Consider the following 19,089-nt stretch of genomic DNA (forward strand, 5'->3'; position numbering starts at 1 on the left):
GTTTATTCAGCGTTTTCACGGCGTTCCTCCCAAGGCAGCGCGGCGGTTTCGCTGGCACGTATCAGCGCCGTTTCCAGCCGGGCACGCAGCACGCAGTCCAGTGCACCTTTATCGTCGACAATCACCTGCACCGGCGACACCTCGTACTGCTGCAAAACCTGCAACAGGGTGTGGCGAATGGCATCGCCAAACTGTTTTTCCACGCTGCTGGCAATCAGCAGGTCGTGTTCCGGGCCTTCTGCTGGCGCGATACGGACCATGACATCGCTGGATTCCAGCGTGCCGGCCATTGCTTCTCGGATTATTTTCATTGTTCACCTGATTGTGCGGACTCAAATTCTTGCGGTACTGGCTTGGCCCGGCGCTGTGCCTGCAGATCCTGCAGGTAGTAAAGCGTGTCTTTCGGCACCAAAGGCGCGGCGGCGTGGAAGTCTCCTGCGGCCAACAGCTTGCGCACCCAGGAGGCAGAGATCGCCGTCCCCTGGTACTGCAAACGCTCTATCTCCACCAAATCGATCGGGGGACTAGGCAGCGCTTGAGTTTCCAGCCAATAACGCATGTCGCGGTTGTATTTCGCCGTTACGGCACAGAACGGTTCGTTGCCGACAAATCGATGCGTGATGCCCAACGCAGGGGCCAGATACTGGCGGAAGATTTTCAGATCGATTTCGGTGTAACAGTCGTCGGCAACCCCCTGCTCTTTAATGAAGTAGCAAGGGAAAGTGGCGCGGGAGATCACGTATTGTGATCCCTCATGCACCGTCAGATTGGTGATCCCCTCGGTGCCCTTCAGTACCAGATCGCGGCGATCTTCATATGGGAAGCGCGAGGTGTTTTCTTTCACCAGGAACAGATGCAGCCAATCACAGCGGGCGGCGGCTTCCCGCACCAGATATTGATGACCACGGGTAAAAGGGTTGGCATTCATCACTATGCTGCCAATGGTGTTACCCGGCTGGCGCTGGCTGGCCAGTTGTGTGGCGTAACGCTTCAAGCGGCACGGGCTGTTTTCCATCAGCACCACGATGCCCGGCACGCTGGCAATCGGGTAAAAGCCACACTGGCGAAACAGCGTCTCATTCTGCACTTTGGTGTAGATAAACAGCTGGGTGTGATGGCGCTCATAGGCCAGATTCACCAGTTCGGTCGCCAATGATAGCGCCAAGCCTTCACCACGCATTTGCGGGCTGATGGCCACGCATTTGATAATATTTTCGGCGATACCTCCGCAGGCAACCAATTGCTCGCCCTGAGTCACGGTGATAAAAACCTCGACCGTGGTATCAATATTCAGATCGTTACTACGCAAAAAAGCATTAATTGCCGCTATATTTTTGTGATCCGATCTTTTCACCCGATTAAATACGGTATCGCCCAACATGTCAGTCTCTCTAAAATAACTTTTCAATAACATTTGAAATACAAAATCCCATTAACGTTAACATCAAGGCGTAATAAAAACCTTAAAAACCATCAGGTTAAAATGGAATATAACGCGAACGGGGTATTTAATGGCGCCATGTTAAACAGAAATAACACCCTGATTATTGACCTATTTCACAATCTACCCGCAGTAATTAAGTTGTTTAATGGTTTTTATTTACTTAATTATTTTTATAGTTTTTATTGGCGACTTAGTGTTTAATTAAATAATCCTCTCGATGACATTTAATTAGCAAAGTAATTAAGCAACGGGGAATTAACATGGAGTGGCTAAATATTCTGATTGTTGAGGATGAAACGCCGTTGGCAGAAATGCATGCGGAATTCATCAAGCAGAATGGCGGGTGCCGGCAGATTTGGCTGGCGGGCACCCTGGCACAGGCACGCACGATGACCGAGCGTTTCAAACCCGACCTGATCCTGCTGGATAATTTCCTGCCGGATGGCCAGGGCATAGAACTGCTGCGCGAGCTGACGCTACAAGGCTACAGCGGTGGAATTGTGTTTATCACCGCCGCCAGCGATATGGACACCGTGGCCGAAGCGCTGCGCTATGGCGTGTTCGATTACCTGATCAAACCCCTGGCCTATGACCGGCTGGCGCAAACTCTGCAACGCTTTAGCCAACGGCGCGAAGCGCTGAAAGACAAGGCGCGGGTCAACCAACGCCGTATCGATGAGATGTTCAACACCTACGCCCGTGGTGGCGATCAGGCCGCGTTGCCCACCGGCATTGATGAGCTGACGCTGATGAAGATCCGCGCCCTGTTCGAAGATCCGCAGGTGCGTCATACGGCAGAAAGCGTGGCACAACAGATAGGGCTGAGCCGCACCACCGCCCGGCGCTACCTGGAGTTTTTCAGCGCCAACGATCAATTAGTGGCAGAGATTATTTACGGCAAGGTGGGCAGACCCCAGCGGCTCTATCGCTCTGCAAGCAATGGCTAAACAGGAGCGCCCAACATACAGTGATGTCGTGGGCTGCTCCTGGGGCTGTCGAACCTGTTTGCTGAAATTGCTCTATCATTGCAACGGCTTGTTCTGCCGTAAGAAACGCAATGCCGGGAGTTTCGCACCTTTGACAAAGATAAACGCCAGCAGTAGCGATCCCCACAGTGCCATGGTGATATAGCTACTGACCCCCATGATATTTAGCCCGCTCTCCAGCATTTGTAACAGGAACAGCGCTAACACAATGCCGAAGACCTTACCAAATCCACCATCAGGATTTACCCCACCCAATACCGTCGCCAGGATAGTGATAAGCAACAGTGACTCGCCGTAGGAGGCTTTGGCCGAGTTGAGTTTGGACATCATCAGCAACGCCGCGACGGCGCACAGTAACGAGGAAATCACATAGACCCAAATCAGCGTGCGGCGGGTATTAATCCCAGAGAAAAAGGTGGCTTTTTCGTTGGAGCCGGACAGGTATATCTGACGGCCCAGCGGGGTCTTGGCCAACATAAGCCAAAGCAGCAACGCCACCACGGCAAACAGATAAAGCGGTACTGGAACCCCGAGGAAATAGCTGCGATCCAATGCCAGTACATAGTTTGGAAAGTTTGAAATCGCCGAGCCCTTGGAGATCAGCACGTTCACCCCTTTGAGCAAGGTCATGATGCCCAGTGTCGCCAGAATCGGGGATACCCGAACCACCGAGATAAGCACCCCATTGATGATCCCCACCACCAAGGCAACCGTCCCCCCCGCCAACAGCATCACAATCAATGAACTGAACGTTGGCTCAAGATGGGTACACACCCAGGCCATCACCAGCGCACTGGCGTTCGCAGTGGCAATAATGGACAAGTTGATGCCACCGGTCAGCATGGTGATCGCCATTGCCAGCGTCAATATCCCCACGACGGGGATTTGTGAGGCGATGGATTGGAAATTGGCCGCAGACCAGAATACCTGTGGGATCAGTACACTGAATACGCCCGCCACCAGCACCAACAGTGCCACCAACCAGCGCTCGGTATGATCACGTTGCGTTGTTTTCGACATGGTTATATCCCTACCTTATGACGTTGGCCCCAGGCCGTCACACTGATACTGATGACTATCACCAGACCGATCACCACGCTATGCCAGTACGACGAAATACCCAGTAAATTCAAACCATTTTGTAATATTGCCAGCAAGATCACCCCGAGCAGCGTGCCGGTTAGGGTACCCCGCCCGCCGACAATACTGGTCCCACCCAACACCACCGCTGCCAGCACGGTGAGTTCATAACCGAGCAACGAGTCCGGTGCCACCGTCAAGACGGTATAGGACTGCACCACACCGGCAATACCGGATAAAAACCCCATATAGCCATAAACAAACAGTTGCAGCTTAACAATGCTGAACCCCATGCGGGATGCCGCTTCCTGATTACCGCCCAACGCATAAATTTGCCGGCCAATGCTGGTGCGAGTCATCACCAAAGCAGTGACGATAATCGTCGCCAGCAAGGTCAAAATGGGCAGCGAAAGGCCATAGTCATAACCATCAGCGGCGGTGAAAGAGAACAGCATTGGCCCATGTTCGAACCATTCCGGATAGGTATACAGCCAGACACCCCGGCTGAGATACAACAGCAACCCGTAGAAGATATTCAGCGTGGAAATGGTAATAATGATGGACGGCACCCGCAGGCGATTAACCAATAGCGCATTGATCATCCCCAGCAACAAGCCGATGCCTCCTGCCAGCGCGAAAGCCACCGGGAAATTGCCACCAAACCTCACAATGAATGTCACCATGAAATATTGCGAGATAATGGTCATCGCCGGGAATGAAATATCAATACCGCCGGAAATCAGAACGATAAAGAAACCACAAGCCAAAATGGTCAACATGGCGTAGTTATTTATCAGGTCATAAATATTGGCGAGTGTCAGAAATTCTGGGCTGGTGAAAGCAAGATAAGTCGAAATGATCAATATGGTAAAAGCCAACATAACTTCATGGCGTTTCAGATGCTCTTTATTGAATAAGCCTGTTTTTCCTACATCAGATTTATTGAGTACATGGGGATTAGCCATTGACTACCTCCGCAATGGCAGCTTCGCTGCTGTTACTCGGCAAGAACTCCTGTACAAGCCGCCCGGACCGCATAACGATAATACGGTGGCTATTAAAGTAGGCTTCATCAATCTCATCACAAACCATTAATACCGCAATCCCACGAGCCGCCAATGCATTGATAATATTATAAATACCTGCCTTGTTGGCGATATCGACCCCAACGGTCGGCGAGTCGAGGATCAGTATTTTCGGGTCGGTTGCCAGCCATTTGGCGATGGCAATGCGCTGGGCATTCCCACCGGATAACGTATTGACCGGCAAGTCGCTATTACCGATTTTGATCGACAGGTGTTTCACCATGTCTTCAACCAGTGTGTCGACTCGCTCGGCGCGCATCAGGTGAAAGGCATTTTTAAGCCGGTGTAATACCGTGGCACTGATATTGTCGCGGATTGATTGCTCCATAATCAGCCCGGTGCTCATTCGGTCTTCCGAGACATAGCCCACACCGGCGGCAATGGCATCGCGGTTACTGGCGAACCGCATTGGCTTATCATTGATACGAATGCTGCCCGACTCGGGTTTGGTTAATCCAAATAAACTGAGGCACAGTTCTGTGCGGCCAGACCCCAGCAAACCAACCAGCGCGACAATTTCGCCAGGATGCAAAGCCAGTGAGATATTCTGGTATTCGTTGCCACGGGAAAGCGCTTCCACTGCCAGCACCACCGGACGCGCTGCGCTGTAAGGCGGTAGCACCTGAAAATCAAATTTCATATCTGTCATCAGCCAGGCCAGCCGTTGATTATCCACTTCAGCAGCGGGGTAGGTTCCAACCCACTGGCCATCCTTCAGCACGGTAATACGGTCTGAAATCTCCAGCACTTCGCTCAACCGGTGACTCACAAACACCACGCAGATATTGCGTGATTTCAGCTCATGCACCACCCGTAGCAAGCCGTTAACTTCCTGCCGGGTCAGCGATGCGGTTGGCTCGTCCATCACAATGAGGCGGGCATCTTGTGCAAGTGCACGGCAGATAGCGACTAATTGTTTCTGGGCGATGGATAAATTCTCAACCAATTCGTCCAGATTAAGGTGGGCATCAATGCTGTTAATGACGCGCTCGGCGGTCTCCCGCATCTGACGTTTATTCACCCACAGCTGATGGTGATAATGGTTCATGGCGATATTCTCAGCCACGGTCAGATTCGGGAATAATGATAGATCCTGATAAATGACCTGGATCCCCAGGCGGACAGACTCAATAGGCGTCAGGGTTGCATAGGTTTTGCCATCAATAATAATGGCGGCATCTCTATCGGGTTGGTAAACACCGGAGATAATCTTGATCAGTGTTGATTTGCCACAACCGTTCTGCCCAGCGAGGCAATGTACCTCACCCGGTAACAGGGTCATGGCCACCTTATTCAGCGCCTTGACGCCATAAAAGGTTTTACTGATATTTTCCAGGGTAATCAATGGCTGCATACATCCTCTTACTCCAGGCGGGCATTGTTTGCAGAGCCGAACAAGGTATCCGGCTCTGCGATAATGCGGGGGAATTAATACAGAGAATCCACGTTGTCTTTGGTGACTCGCAGTACATTGTGGAACTGAATCAGGTGTTTATCCTGATCAACCTCCGCTTTGCCTACCCCTGGGATCTCCATGCCTGTTTCAATTTTCTCACCTTTAAGCACTTTGTCAGCAACGGCGGTCAGTGCATAACCGGCAGAACCTGGGTCGTACGTGACGCCCATGGCGATATCACCACTTTTAACCAATGATGCAGCCTGAGAGGGGATCATCATGCCGAACACATGGACATTGTTTTTCGCCCGTTTCTCTTTCACTGCACGGCCTGCACCAATTGGGCCTTGTGAGCCGAAGGCCACGATACCTTTCAGGTCGCTATGTGCTTTCATCAGATCCAGGGTGGTGCGGCGTGAGTCATCAATGCTCTCGGCGACGGGCATTCGGCTGGTCACTTCAAACATTTCCGGGTAATGTTCTTTCTGGTATTTAACAAACAAATCGGCCCACAGGTTATGTTGTGGCACGGTCAGGCTACCGACATAAATGACATAACCCCCTTTACCCCCCATCGCTTTTGCCATTTCTTCCACGTTGTCGGCGGCAAATTTGGCGTTATCGATGATTTCAATATCCCAGTTAGCGCTAGGCTGCCCTGGTGATTCATTGGTTAATACCACAATGCCGGCGTCACGCGCTTTCTTGAATACGGGCTCCAACACATCCGCATCGTTCGGCACGATACTGATGGCACTGACTTTCTTGGCAATTAAATCTTCAATAATTTTAACCTGTTGCGGGGCATCGGTACTGGATGGGCCGACTTGATAGGCTTTGATACCCAGGTCTTTACCGGCACGCTCCACACCTTCACCCATGCGGTTGAACCAGGGCATCCCAGCGATTTTCGAAATATTGACGACTTCCACTTCCTGCGCCAATGCACCGCCCGAGGTTAGCAGCATGCTGAACAGACTGGCCGCCAATAACGTTTTAACACTCAATTTTTTCATCTAACACTCCCGGATCTAATGTAGGTTGAGGCATAACCGCCAAATAGCGAGGTAACACATTGGTATTATTTATATTTTATTGTTAGTGACGATTTACCGGAATGTCGTTTTTACATCTGCACAACATTGCCGTAGAGCGACTCTACAGCCTCGATAGCGATTTCCCCCATATCTTTGAATGCTATTTATATGGACAAACTTGCAACCTTCCCGGTTTGCGACGGGAGTCATGATCCGGAGGGGGGAAACGAAGCGAATTGTGTGAAAATAACCGCCAGGAGGGTAATAACAGTGCTAGTGACAGGGATACTCAGGGTCGATGCGGCAGACCATTTTAATGCCAATCTGTTAACTCCCTTCCATTTTGCAGCGCAACAGTTGCCAGCCAGAGTTTTCCTGCGCATGATGCGGAAAATCTCACACTTTGTTACAGGCTTATGATTAACGTTGCGCTGATAGACGACCACGTGGTGGTTCGTTCCGGGTTTGCCCAGTTACTGTCGTTGGAAGAGGATATCCGTATCGTCGGTCAGTTCGACTCGGCGGCACAGGCATGGCCGCACTTGCTGCGCGATCCGATCGACGTAGCGGTGCTGGATATCGCCATGCCGGATGAAAGCGGCCTCAGCCTGCTCCAGCGTTTACGCCAACAGCGCCCTGCCTTTCGCGCCATTATCCTCAGCATCTATGACACCAATGCCTTCGTGCAAAGCGCTATCGATGCCGGGGCTGGCGGTTATCTCACCAAACGCTGCGGCCCCCATGAATTGGTGCAGGCGGTGCGCGCCGTCAGCAGCGGTGGGCTTTACCTGTGCGCGGATGCCTTGCGGGCACTGCGCCATACTCCGCAGCCACCGAAAGAATTGCAGGTACTCACCCCGCGCGAGAAAGAGATCTTCGATCTGCTGGTCAACGGCCTGAGTGTCAAAACCATCGCCCAACAGTTGACCTTAAGCCATAAGACCGTGCAGGTGCACCGCGCCAACATCCTCGGCAAACTGCATTGCGACACGACCGTTGAACTGGTGCATTTCGCGCTGCAACATCAACTGCTTGCCGGGAGTTAGCCGGTGCCGCCAATGGTGCGCCGCCTGGCGCTTTCGCTGTTTCTAGCGCTGTTTTTTTCCCTCAGTTGGCTGGCCCTGTGGACCATTAGCCTGCACCTGAGCCATGACGGCCAACAGGCCGTGCTGCTGTTTCCCCAAGGGCTGCGACTGGCGCTGCTGATCCTGTTACCCCGGCGTTACTGGCTCACGCTGTTACTGGCGGAAGTCGCCACGCTGCTATGGCTGCATGACCAGCAATTACTGAGCGGCCGCTCGGTGCTGTTGCTACCGTTGTTAAGCCTGTTGCCTGCCTGGGGTACTCAGCGGCTGTGGTATCGCTATCACCTGTATTGGCAACGGCTGTCACTATTGCTGGCAGCCATCGCGGCCAATGCGCTGCTGTGCGGGTTACTGGCGGGGGTCTGGCTGCCATCCAGTATCAGTCAAACCTTGCTGACCAGCTTTACCGGCGGTGTGCTGCTGGTACCTTTCGTCTATCTGATTTATACCTACCTGCGCCAGCAACTGGTGACGTCAATGCCTGTTCCACGCCCCTCGACACCACAGCTACGCACCTCACTACTGCTGTGGTGTTCGCTGTTTCTCACCATGGGGATTTGCGTACAGCTGGCGATCGCCCCGGAGATGGAGCGGCTGCTGCTGATCTTTATCTTTCTGCCCAACGTGTTTATGGCTTATCGCTTTGGCTGGCAAGGGGGCGTACTGGCGGCGCTGTTTGGCAGCGTGATGATCACCCTCACCCGTCAGGCCGGAGGGGCGTTTCAGGATCTGCAAGAGTTGGAGCTATTCCTTTCTACCCAGGCGCTGTTGGGGATTGGGTTGGGGATTGCCATCAGCCGTCAGCAGCAATTGGCGCAAAAGCTACAGCGCTATCGCCAGCAGTTGGAACAGGAGCTGGCGGCGAAACGGCACCTGATGGAGCGGTTGGTGGGTACCGAAGAAGAGGTGCGCAAGGCCATCGCGCGTGAACTACATGATGAAATCGGCCAGAATATTACCGCCATTCAGATCCAGGCGATGTTGGTGAACCGCAGCGCCACCGCCCCAGCCACCCGCCTGGCCGCGGAGCAGATTGATTCGTTGTCACAACGCATCCACCACACGACCCGTACCCTGCTACGGCAACTGCGCCCACCGGTGTTGGAAGAGATGGAGCTGGACAAAGCCCTGCATCATCTGGCCGAAGAGTTTTCCTTTGCCGAACAGGGGATCGGCTTCCAGCTGGATTACCGCCTGCCAGCCACGCCAGATGATGAAACCCTGGTATTTACCCTCTACCGCGTGGCACAGGAGTTGCTCAATAACATCAGCAAACATGCCTGCGCCAGTCATGTGCATTTAAGCCTGACGCAAACCCATCAGACGATCACTCTGGAAGTCCGTGACGACGGCCAGGGCATGCCGTTGCAGCCCACCAGCGGTTTTGGCCTGCGCGGTATCGAAGAGCGAGTGCGCGCATTGGGGGGCGATTGGCGGCTCCATCGGCGTAATGGCACGCGCATAATTGTTAACCTGCCCACAAAACTGAACAAAAACCCCGTCTGACTAGGACTTAGTCTTAGGTGCCTAAAACCTTGTCTCATCCAATCCTGTTTTCTGCACCCTACACTGCTCTCACTGTCTGGAGGACCCTATGACATCGGCCACGTTAACCGCAGAGCAAATCAGCGCTCGTTACCGCTACTGGCGACCACGCCTGATGTTTTCGATGATCGTCGGCTACGGCGCATTTTATCTGACGCGCAAAAGCGTCAGCTATGCGATGCCGGTGATGCAGCTCGAACTGGGGTTGGATAAAGGGGATATCGGCCTGCTGGGTACGCTGTTTTACCTGGCCTATGGCGGCTCGAAGTTTGTCTCCGGCATCGTCAGCGATCGCAGCCAGGCGCGCTGGTTTATGGGCGTCGGGCTATTTATCACCGGCGTGCTGAACATCGTGTTCGCCTTTTGCCATTCGCTGACGGCGTTGCTGGTGGTCTGGACGTTAAACGGTTTCTTTCAGGGCTGGGGCTGGCCGCCCTGCGCCAAGATGCTCACCAGTTGGTATTCGCGTAACGAGCGTGGTTTCTGGTGGGGCACCTGGAATACCTCGATCAGCCTGGGCGGTGCGGCCGTGCCGTTGCTGTCCGGATTTATGGCTTCTCACTACGGTTGGCAGGCTGCGCTGTTGCTGCCGGGAGCCATCGGGATGCTGATTGGGCTGTGGCTGTGCTGGCAACTGTGCGGTAAACCGCAGCAGCAAGGATTACCCAGCGTAGGCCACTGGCGGCGCGATCCGCTGGAGCTGTGGCAAGAGCAGCAAAGCCCGGCGATGCCGATGCGGCGGATGCTGTTTGACACCATATTGCGCAATCCGACCATCTGGTTGCTGGGCGTGTCCTACATCCTGGTGTACCTGATACGTATTGCGCTGAACGATTGGGGCAACATCTGGCTGGCGGAGAGCCACGGCGTCAACCTGATGAAGGCCAACGCCACGTTGTCACTGTTTGAACTGGGTGGGCTGTTTGGCGCGCTGTTTGCCGGGTGGGGATCGGATCTGCTGTTTCGCGGCCTGCGGGCACCGATGATCCTGCTGTTCTCCATCGGACTGTTTGTGACGACGACCGCCCTGTGGCTGGCCCCGCTGCACCATTACGGGCTGCTTTCGGCCTGCTTTTTCGGCCTCGGTTTTTTTGTGTTTGGGCCGCAGATGCTGATCGGGCTGGCCGCCACGGAGCACTGCCACAAGGACGCGGCCGGGACCGTGACCGGGTTTCTTGGTCTGTTCGCCTATCTGGGGGCCGCGCTGGCCGGTTGGCCGCTGGCGCAGGTTTTGCAGCATTACGGCTGGTATGGCTTTTTTGCCCTGCTGGCACTGGCGGCCACCTGCGTCGGGTTGCTGTTGATGCCGCTGCTGATGGCCGGGCAGATACGACAACAGTAAGACATGATTTTTATAGGGTGATGAGGGTTTTTAGTCGGTGCAATCCCCCTCACCCTAACCCTCTCCCACAGGGAGAGGGGACCGAATGTGCAACATCTTATCTTCTGCGTCTAACGTCAGACACGAGAGTAAGGAGCCAGAGGATAAAAAGTGCCACAAATTGATCCTCGCACCCAATAGCAACACCGGATCAGCTCCCTCTCCCTGAGGGAGGGTTGGGGTGAGGGGACCGAATGTGCAACATCTTATCTTCTGCGTCTAACGTCAGACACGAGAGTAAGGAGCCAGAGGATAAAAAGTGCCACAGATTGATCCTCGCACCCAATGGCAACACCGGATCAGCTCCCTCTCCCTGTGGGAGAGGGTTGGGGTGAGGGGAAATTGGTTTGCTTTACCCTACAAAGACAACAACAAAAAGGACAACACCATGAAATTGACACCTCTCAACACCCTGCTGGCCACTACGCTGGCGCTGACTGCCCTGGCCGGAACCGTGCAGGCCAAAGGCCGTCTGGTGATCTATTGCAGCGCCACCAACGCCATGTGCGAAGAAGAAGCCAAAGTCTTCGGGGAGAAATACGACGTCAAGACCAGCTTTATCCGCAACGGCTCTGGCAGCACCCTGGCCAAGATAGACGCGGAAAAGAAAAATCCACAGGCTGACGTCTGGTATGGCGGCACGCTGGATCCTCAATCGCAGGCCGGTGAAATGGACCTGTTGGAGCCTTACGCTTCGCCGAACCTGGAGCAAATCATGCCGCAGTTCCGCGATCCGGCCAAACGTAAAGGCAACTACTCCTCTGCAGTGTATATCGGCATTCTCGGTTTTGGCGTCAACACCGATCGTCTGAAAGAGAAAAACCTGCCTGAACCCAAGTGCTGGAAGGATTTGACCAATCCGATCTACAAAGGGGAGATCCAGATCGCCGATCCACAAAGCTCCGGCACGGCCTACACCGCGCTGGCCACCTTTGCGCAGCTGTGGGGCGAAGAAGCCGCCTTTGATTACCTGAAACAGCTGAACGGCAATATCTCACAGTACACCAAATCCGGCATTGCCCCGGCCCGCAACGCCGCGCGCGGTGAAACCACCATCGGCATTGGCTTCCTACACGACTATTCGCTGGAAAAAGAGAAAGGCGCACCTCTGACGCTGATTTCCCCATGCGAAGGTTCCGGCTATGAAATCGGCGGCATCAGCATCCTCAAGAATGCCCGTAATATGGAAAACGCCAAGCTGTTCGTGGATTGGGCACTGTCAAAAGAGGCTCAGGAGCTTTCCTGGAAGAAGGGGCAGTCTTACCAGATCCTGACCAATACCACGGCAGAGACCTCCCCTAACTCGCTGAAGCTGGATCAACTGAAACTGATCGATTACGACATGGATACCTACGGCGCTTCCGACATGCGTAAAAAGCTGATCACCAAATGGGTTAACGACGTGAAGATGGGCCACTGATCCCATCCAGCATCTATCGGGCGTAGGCTCTACGCCCGCTTCATTTTCGTTTACTCCGGGGAATATCATGTCTGAAACCATCACCTTGCGTACGGCGCAGGGGCGGGATCCCATTTTCTACTGGTTGCTGCTGGCGCTGGCAGGTTTCGCCCTACTGCCTTCCTACAGCCTGGACTACGGGCTGCTGGAGGCTACCCGCGAAGAGCTGCTGGCGGCCTACGGATGGTCACATGCGGGCCTGGCTGTGCTGTGGTTTGCCGCCCCGCTGCTGCTGGTTGTACGCCCACAGATTGCCACTGGTCGCGAACAACGCAACCGCCACCTGTTTGATGCCGGTTATGCCCTGGCCTGTGGGCTATTGGTGTTTATCAGCGCCGCCGCGACCGGTACCGGGATGGGGTTCGCTACCTTGCCGCTGCTGGTGGCAATGGGCGCAGTGATCACCCTTGCGCTCTCAAGGCTGGAATGGCTGGGTGGCGATCGCTTCGTACTCGGATCGCTGGTGGCAGTGATCGCCCTGATCGTGCTGTTTATCATTTATCCCAGCATCGCCATCTTTATCCCGATGTTCACCGATGAGGCCGGTGCCTTCGCCCCGTTGGCGTTTATGCAAACGCTCGGGCAGGCGCATATCCTGCAGGTGATCTGGAACTCCTTCCTGCTGTCCGTGGCCGTCGGGATTGGCTGTACCTTCTTTGGCATGGTGCTGGCGATTTATACCACGCGTATCGCCCGCCGTTCGGCGGTGATTGGCCGTATCTTCTCGATCCTGCCAATCGTCACACCGCCGTTTGTGGTTGGCTTGGGCGTCACCCTGATGATGGGCCGCTCCGGCTACATCACCGAGCTGATGGTGACCTGGTTCGGCCTGACCAACACCAACTGGCTCTACGGCTTTACCGGGATCTGGTTGGCCCAGGTGCTGGCCTTTACGCCCATGTCATTTATGATCCTCGATGGGGCTATCAAGACCATCCATCCGTCGCTGGAAGAGGCGTCCTACACGTTGCGCGCCAACCGCTTCCAGACCTTTACCCAGGTGTTTATGCCGTTGCTGAAACCGGCACTGGCCAACTCGTTCCTGATCGTCATTGTTCAGTCGCTGGCGGACTTCAGTAACCCCTTGGTTCTCGGCGGCAACTTCGACGTTTTGGCCACGCAGATCTACTTCTACATTACCGGAGCGCAGCTTGATTATCAGGCAGCCAGTACGCTGGGCGTGGTGCTGCTGATGTTCTCGCTGCTGGTGTTCTGCGTGCAATACATGTGGATCGGCAAGCGTTCCTACGTGACCATTTCCGGCAAATCCAACCACGGCGACGTTCAGCCGCTGCCGGTGACGCTGGTGTGGGGCGTCTCGCTGATGCTGTATGTCTGGATCGCCTTCAACATCTTGCTGTACGGCAGCATTTTCTACGGCAGCTTTACCGTTAACTGGGGCGTGGACTACACGCTGACGCTGGACAACTTCAGCAAACTGTTCGGCCAAGGCTTCAGCGACGGCGCATGGCCTTCCCTGATCGATACCTTGCTGTATGCCGGGATTGCCGCACCGATCACTGCCATCTTCGGCCTGCTGATTGCCTACATCGTGGTACGCCAGCAGTTCCAGGGTAAAAAAGTGATCGAGTTCAGCACCATGCTGTGCTTCGCGGTGCCAGGAACCGTGGCCGGTGTTTCCTACATTCTGGCGTTTAACAGCGCGCCGGTTTACCTGACCGGGACGGCGGCCATCGTGATCATTTCGATGGTGATGCGCAACGTGCCGGTGGGGATCCGCGCGGGTATCGCCGGTTTGGGGCAGTTGGACAAGTCACTGGATGAGGCTTCCCTCAGCCTGCGTGCCGGTTCGCTTCGCACCATAGTGTATATCCTGCTGCCCTTGCTGCGCCCGGCGATCCTCTCGGCGTTGGTCTACAGCTTTGTCCGTGCCATGACCACCGTGAGCGCCATTGTTTTCCTGGTTACGCCAGATACGCGCGTCGCGACGTCCTACATCCTTAACCGGGTCGAGGACGGCGAGTATGGCGTGGCCATCGCCTACGGCTCGATCCTGATCGTAGTGATGCTGGCGATTATTTTCCTGTTTGATGCCCTGGTTGGCGAAGCGCGGGTCGCGCGTTCCAAAGCCCGGAATGCGGCCTGATACCCGGCGGAGAAGGATGAACAACATGTCTGACATGCAAGATAAAAAACACTTTGTTGAACTGAAAAACGTCGCCAAGCGATTTGGCAACAACACCGTGATTGAAAACCTGAGCCTGGCGATCCCCCGTGGGGATATGGTGACGCTGCTTGGCCCTTCCGGCTGCGGTAAAACCACGGTCCTGCGCCTGGTCGCCGGGCTGGAAAAACCCACTGGTGGGCAGATCTTTATCGACGGCGAGGACGTGACCGACCGCTCCATTCAGCAGCGCGACATCTGTATGGTATTCCAGTCCTACGCGCTGTTCCCCCATATGTCGCTGGGGGATAACATCGGCTATGGTCTGAAAATGCTGGGCAGGCCCAAGGCGGAGATCCGCGATCGGGTACGTGAAGCCCTGATGCTGGTCGATCTGGAGGGTTTTGAAGAGCGCTATGTCGATCAGATCTCCGGCGGCCAGCAGCAACGTGTCGCCCTGGCACGTGCGCTAATCCTCAAACCCAAGGTGCTGCTGTTCGATGAACCGCTGAGCAACCTGGATGCCAACCTGCGCCGCAGCATGCGTGAGAAGATCCGTGAATTGCAGCAGCAGTTCAACATCACCTCACTCTATGTCACCCACGATCAGAGCGAAGCCTTTGCGGTTTCCGACACCGTGCTGGTGATGAACAAAGGAGAAATCATGCAGATTGGCGCGCCGCAAACGCTGTATCGCTACCCGGCCTCACGCTTTATGGCCGGATTTATGGGGGATGCCAACATCTTCCCGGCCAAGGTGACCAGCAGCGGCGTAGAGATCTTTGGCTACCCGGTGCCGCGCCCGCAAGGCTTTGCCCCCGGTTTGCAGCAATGTACCGTGGGCGTACGCCCGGAAGCGATCACTCTCAGCCAACATGGGGAACCCAGCCAGCGTTGCACCATCAGTAAGGTGGCTTATATGGGGCCGCAGTATGAAGTGCTGGTGAACTGGCACGATCAGTCGCTGCTGCTACAGGTTAACGCTACGCAGTTGCAGCCCGAACCGGGCGACAGCTACTTCCTGCAAATCCATCCGTTCGGCATGTTTGTCCTCGCCGACGAGTAATCACTCAATTTAAACCCCGCTCGTGGTTCCGGGCGGGGTATTTTTCGATGCCCATCCCCTACTCCCATCCTGATATCACCGCATTTACGGCACTGATGTGATCCCGCTCGGCTTCTTCTCTTCTATCGCTTTGCAAACGCGCTTCGCCGGGTAATGCTGTCAGCCATGTAAACGCTTAACCCTTTAGCTTGAACCGGCTCAGGAAACGCCCACATGCATGCTGACTCCCGTTTTACCCTGGCGGAAATCCTCGTCCGCCGTGATTGGCAAAACCCTGCCTGCACCCATTACCAACGTTTACCGGCACATCCTCCGTTTGCCAGCTGGCGTGATGCCACTGCGGCCCGAGCAGATGCCGCCAGCCCCAGCCAGCAACTGCTCAACGGCGAGTGGCAGTTCAACTATTTCGGGCGCCCACAGGCGGTACCAGAAAGCTGGCTGGAACAGGATCTGCCGGATGCCGACACGTTAGCGGTCCCTGCCAACTGGCAACTAGCGGGTTACGACGCCCCGATTTACACCAACGTCAAATATCCGATCCCGGTTAATCCGCCGCTGGTACCCGAAGATAATCCGACCGGCTGCTATTCCCGCAGCTTTAACGTTGATGCCGAGTGGCTGGCCGGTGGGCAAACCCGCATTATTTTCGACGGCGTCAACTCGGCGTTTTATCTGTGGTGCAACGGCCACTGGGTCGGCTATTCGCAAGACAGCCGCCTGCCTGCCGAATTTGACCTCAGCGCGGTGCTGCAACCAGGAGAAAACCGGCTGGCGGTGATGGTGCTGCGCTGGTGCGACGGCAGCTATCTGGAAGATCAGGACATGTGGCGGATGAGCGGGATTTTCCGCGACGTCAACCTGCTGCATAAACCCGTCGCTCACCTGAGCGATATCCATATCACCACGCCACTGAGCGACAATTTCCGCCGTGGGGAACTGGTGGTGGAAGTACAAACCAATCGGCCCCAGCAACATCAAGTTCAGGTGCAGCTGTGGCGCAAGGAGAGCCTGATTGCCGAGCAGACTCAAGCCTTCGGCAGCGAGATTATCGATGAGCGCGGCGCTTATAACGACCGCACTATTCTGCGTTTGCCCGTAGAACGGCCAGCGCTCTGGAGTGCGGAAACGCCGGAGCTGTATCGTGCGGTGATCCTGTTACTTTCCCCAACCGGTGAACTGATAGAAGCCGAAGCCTATGACGTCGGGTTCCGCCAGGTTGCCATCAGCAACGGGTTGCTGAAACTCAACGGCCAACCCTTGCTGATCCGGGGCACCAACCGCCACGAGCACCATCCAGAACACGGCCAGGTGATGGATGAGGCTACCATGCGTCAGGATATCCTGCTGATGAAGCAGCATAACTTCAACGCGGTACGCTGCTCCCATTACCCGAACCATCCGCTGTGGTACAAGCTGTGCGATCGCTACGGCCTATACGTAGTGGATGAGGCCAATATTGAAACCCACGGCATGCAGCCGATGAACCGGCTTTCGCACGATCCGCTCTGGCTGCCCGCCATGAGCGAACGCGTTACGCGCATGGTACAGCGCGATCGCAACCATGCCTGCATCATCATCTGGTCCCTGGGCAACGAGTCCGGCCACGGTTGCAACCATGATGCGCTGTACCGCTGGGTGAAAAGCCAGGATCCTACCCGCCCGGTGCAGTATGAGGGCGGCGGAGCCAACTCAGCGGCCACGGATATTGTCTGCCCGATGTATGCCCGCGTCGATCAGGATCAGCCTTTCCCGGCGGTACCCAAATGGTCAATCAAGAAGTGGATAGGCATGCCTGATGAACACCGCCCGTTAATCCTGTGTGAGTATGCGCATGCGATGGGCAACAGCTTTGGCGGCTTCGATCGCTACTGGCAGGCTTTTCGCAAGCACCCGCGTTTGCAGGGGGGCTTTGTCTGGGACTGGGTCGATCAGGCCCTGACCCGCACGGATGACGGCGGCCAAGCCTATTGGGCCTACGGCGGAGACTTTGGCGATACCCCCAACGATCGTCAGTTCTGTCTCAACGGGCTGGTTTTCCCCGATCGTAGCCCTCACCCGGCACTGTTCGAAGCGCAACGCGCACAGCAGTTTTTCCAGTTCCAGTTTGATGCCCAGCGGCTGGCGCTCACCATCATCAGCGAATACCTGTTCCGCGCAACCGACAATGAGCAGCTTAACTGGCGGCTGGAGCTGGATGGCGTAGAACGTGCCAGCGGTAGCCTGCTGCTCGATCTGCCACCGCAGGGCTGCACCACTATCACACTGCTGGATAAGTTGCCGATGATCCACCGCCCAGGTGAGCTGTGGTTAAACGTGGAAGTGGTGCAGCCCCATGCCACGGACTGGTCAGAAGAACATCATCGTTGCGCCTGGGATCAATGGCGTTTGCCACGCACGTTGCATCTGACATCACCCGCCAGCGGCGGCTTTACCCCACAGTTAACGCAGAACGAACAGCGGATTGACATCACCCACGGCAACCAACGCTGGCAGTTCGAGAACGCGACCGGTTGCCTGAGCCAATGGTGGCAAGATGACGTCGCTACCCTGCTGACTCCGCTGCGCGATAACTTTATCCGCGCACCGCTGGATAACGACATTGGTATCAGCGAGGTCGATCGCATCGATCCCAATGCCTGGGTCGAGCGTTGGAAGCAGGCGGGGATGTATCAACTGGAGGAGCAGTGCACGCAGATTTATGCCGATGCATTAAGCGACGGTGTACGAGTGGTGACCGAGCATACGTTCAGCTATAACCAGCAGGTGCTGCTGCACAGCCGTAAGCAGTGGCTGTTCGATTGCCACGGCGGTGTGCAGGTTGAGGTAGATGTCACGGTGGCCGACGCACTGCCCGCCCCCGCCCGTATCGGCCTGAGTTGCCAACTGGCCGAGGTGCACCCACAGGTACAATGGTTGGGGCTGGGACCGCACGAGAACTACCCGGATCGCAAGCTGGCTGCCCAACATGGGCTGTGGACCAGACCGCTGGAGCAGTTGCATACGCCCTATATTTTCCCAGGGGAAAACGGCCTGCGCTGCGACACGCAACGGTTGCAGTATGGCAACCTGCAAGCCGAGGGGCACTTCCACTTCTCGCTCAGCCGTTATGGCCTACGGCAGTTGATGAATTGCAGCCACGTGCATTTGCTGCAGGAAGAGCCCGGTACCTGGTTACATCTGGATGCCCAACATATGGGCGTAGGCGGTGACGACTCCTGGAGCCCAAGCGTGAACGAGGACTTCCTGTTGACCGCAGGGCATTATCGCTATCGATTGAGCTTAAAACGGGCATCCATGGGATAAATCTGCCAAAAGCTCAACGGGTTGCGCATTCTGTAAGCAAACAAACGCAGAATGCGTAATCCCCTTTGACTTCCCCCCGGCACCCCGTTATCATTCC

General features: G+C 55.4%; 14 protein-coding genes. 8 read left to right on the forward strand and 6 right to left on the reverse strand.

Annotation, left to right across the window (positions count from 1 at the left end; all coding sequences use genetic code 11):
* Positions 1-2: 2 nt before the first annotated feature.
* Both citD and citC read right to left on the reverse strand, forming a co-directional pair.
* Positions 3-311 (reverse strand): citrate lyase acyl carrier protein, encoded by a 309-nt coding sequence (gene citD / locus ABIE29_RS13285; RefSeq protein ID WP_429619242.1) that lies wholly within the window; start codon positions 309-311, stop codon positions 3-5.
* Entirely contained in the window at positions 308-1,381 is a 1,074-nt protein-coding gene (gene citC, locus ABIE29_RS13290; RefSeq protein ID WP_429619243.1) for a [citrate (pro-3S)-lyase] ligase, read from the reverse strand. The genes citD and citC overlap by 4 nt, the downstream gene beginning before the upstream one ends.
* A gap of 323 nt (positions 1,382-1,704) precedes the next feature.
* On the opposite strand from citC, the gene dpiA reads away from it, so the two are divergent.
* On the forward strand, positions 1,705-2,391 hold the full coding sequence (gene dpiA, locus ABIE29_RS13295) for a two-component response regulator DpiA (protein ID WP_429619244.1): 687 nt from the start codon (positions 1,705-1,707) through the stop codon (positions 2,389-2,391).
* A gap of 75 nt (positions 2,392-2,466) precedes the next feature.
* On the opposite strand, the gene ABIE29_RS13300 is transcribed toward dpiA, so the two are convergent.
* The 4 genes from ABIE29_RS13300 to ABIE29_RS13315 all read right to left on the reverse strand — a co-directional run bounded on the left by ABIE29_RS13300 (position 2,467) and on the right by ABIE29_RS13315 (position 6,959).
* Positions 2,467-3,450 carry an ABC transporter permease gene (locus ABIE29_RS13300; protein ID WP_429619245.1) on the reverse strand — a complete coding sequence of 328 codons (984 nt, stop codon included), beginning with the start codon at positions 3,448-3,450 and terminating at the stop codon, positions 2,467-2,469.
* A gap of 2 nt (positions 3,451-3,452) precedes the next feature.
* A complete protein-coding gene (locus tag ABIE29_RS13305) occupies positions 3,453-4,391 on the reverse strand; it encodes an ABC transporter permease (RefSeq protein WP_429619246.1) in 939 nt (312 codons plus the stop codon).
* Between the two features lie 76 nt (positions 4,392-4,467).
* The gene (locus ABIE29_RS13310; protein WP_429619247.1) at positions 4,468-5,949 is read right to left on the reverse strand and encodes a sugar ABC transporter ATP-binding protein; all 1,482 of its coding nucleotides are present in this window, start codon (positions 5,947-5,949) and stop codon (positions 4,468-4,470) included.
* A gap of 74 nt (positions 5,950-6,023) precedes the next feature.
* Positions 6,024-6,959: an autoinducer 2 ABC transporter substrate-binding protein gene (locus ABIE29_RS13315; RefSeq protein ID WP_429619311.1), complete on the reverse strand. Its 936-nt coding sequence runs from the start codon at positions 6,957-6,959 to the stop codon at positions 6,024-6,026.
* A gap of 485 nt (positions 6,960-7,444) precedes the next feature.
* On the opposite strand from ABIE29_RS13315, the gene ABIE29_RS13320 reads away from it, so the two are divergent.
* The 7 genes from ABIE29_RS13320 (at position 7,445) to ABIE29_RS13350 (ending at position 18,992) form a co-directional block, all read left to right on the forward strand.
* Positions 7,445-8,074: a response regulator gene (locus ABIE29_RS13320; RefSeq protein ID WP_429619248.1), complete on the forward strand. Its 630-nt coding sequence runs from the start codon at positions 7,445-7,447 to the stop codon at positions 8,072-8,074.
* 12 nt (positions 8,075-8,086) lie between these two features.
* On the forward strand, positions 8,087-9,619 hold the full coding sequence (locus ABIE29_RS13325; protein WP_429619312.1) for an MASE1 domain-containing sensor histidine kinase: 1,533 nt from the start codon (positions 8,087-8,089) through the stop codon (positions 9,617-9,619).
* 88 nt (positions 9,620-9,707) lie between these two features.
* Positions 9,708-11,000: an MFS transporter family glucose-6-phosphate receptor UhpC gene (gene uhpC / locus ABIE29_RS13330; RefSeq protein ID WP_059201163.1), complete on the forward strand. Its 1,293-nt coding sequence runs from the start codon at positions 9,708-9,710 to the stop codon at positions 10,998-11,000.
* A 427-nt stretch (positions 11,001-11,427) separates the two neighbouring features.
* Positions 11,428-12,459, forward strand: a complete 1,032-nt coding sequence (locus ABIE29_RS13335; protein ID WP_429619249.1) for an ABC transporter substrate-binding protein — start codon at positions 11,428-11,430, stop codon at positions 12,457-12,459.
* A gap of 67 nt (positions 12,460-12,526) precedes the next feature.
* Positions 12,527-14,605 (forward strand): ABC transporter permease, encoded by a 2,079-nt coding sequence (locus tag ABIE29_RS13340; protein WP_429619250.1) that lies wholly within the window; start codon positions 12,527-12,529, stop codon positions 14,603-14,605.
* Between the two features lie 25 nt (positions 14,606-14,630).
* Positions 14,631-15,689, forward strand: a complete 1,059-nt coding sequence (gene fbpC, locus ABIE29_RS13345) for a ferric ABC transporter ATP-binding protein (protein ID WP_429619251.1) — start codon at positions 14,631-14,633, stop codon at positions 15,687-15,689.
* 213 nt (positions 15,690-15,902) lie between these two features.
* Complete coding sequence (locus ABIE29_RS13350; RefSeq protein ID WP_429619252.1) at positions 15,903-18,992, forward strand: beta-galactosidase; 3,090 nt, start codon at positions 15,903-15,905, stop codon at positions 18,990-18,992.
* The last annotated feature ends 97 nt before the right edge of the window (positions 18,993-19,089 follow it).

Origin of the sequence: Serratia sp. 2723, from assembly GCF_050434425.1 — a bacterium.
Classification (GTDB): Bacteria; Pseudomonadota; Gammaproteobacteria; order Enterobacterales; family Enterobacteriaceae; genus Chania.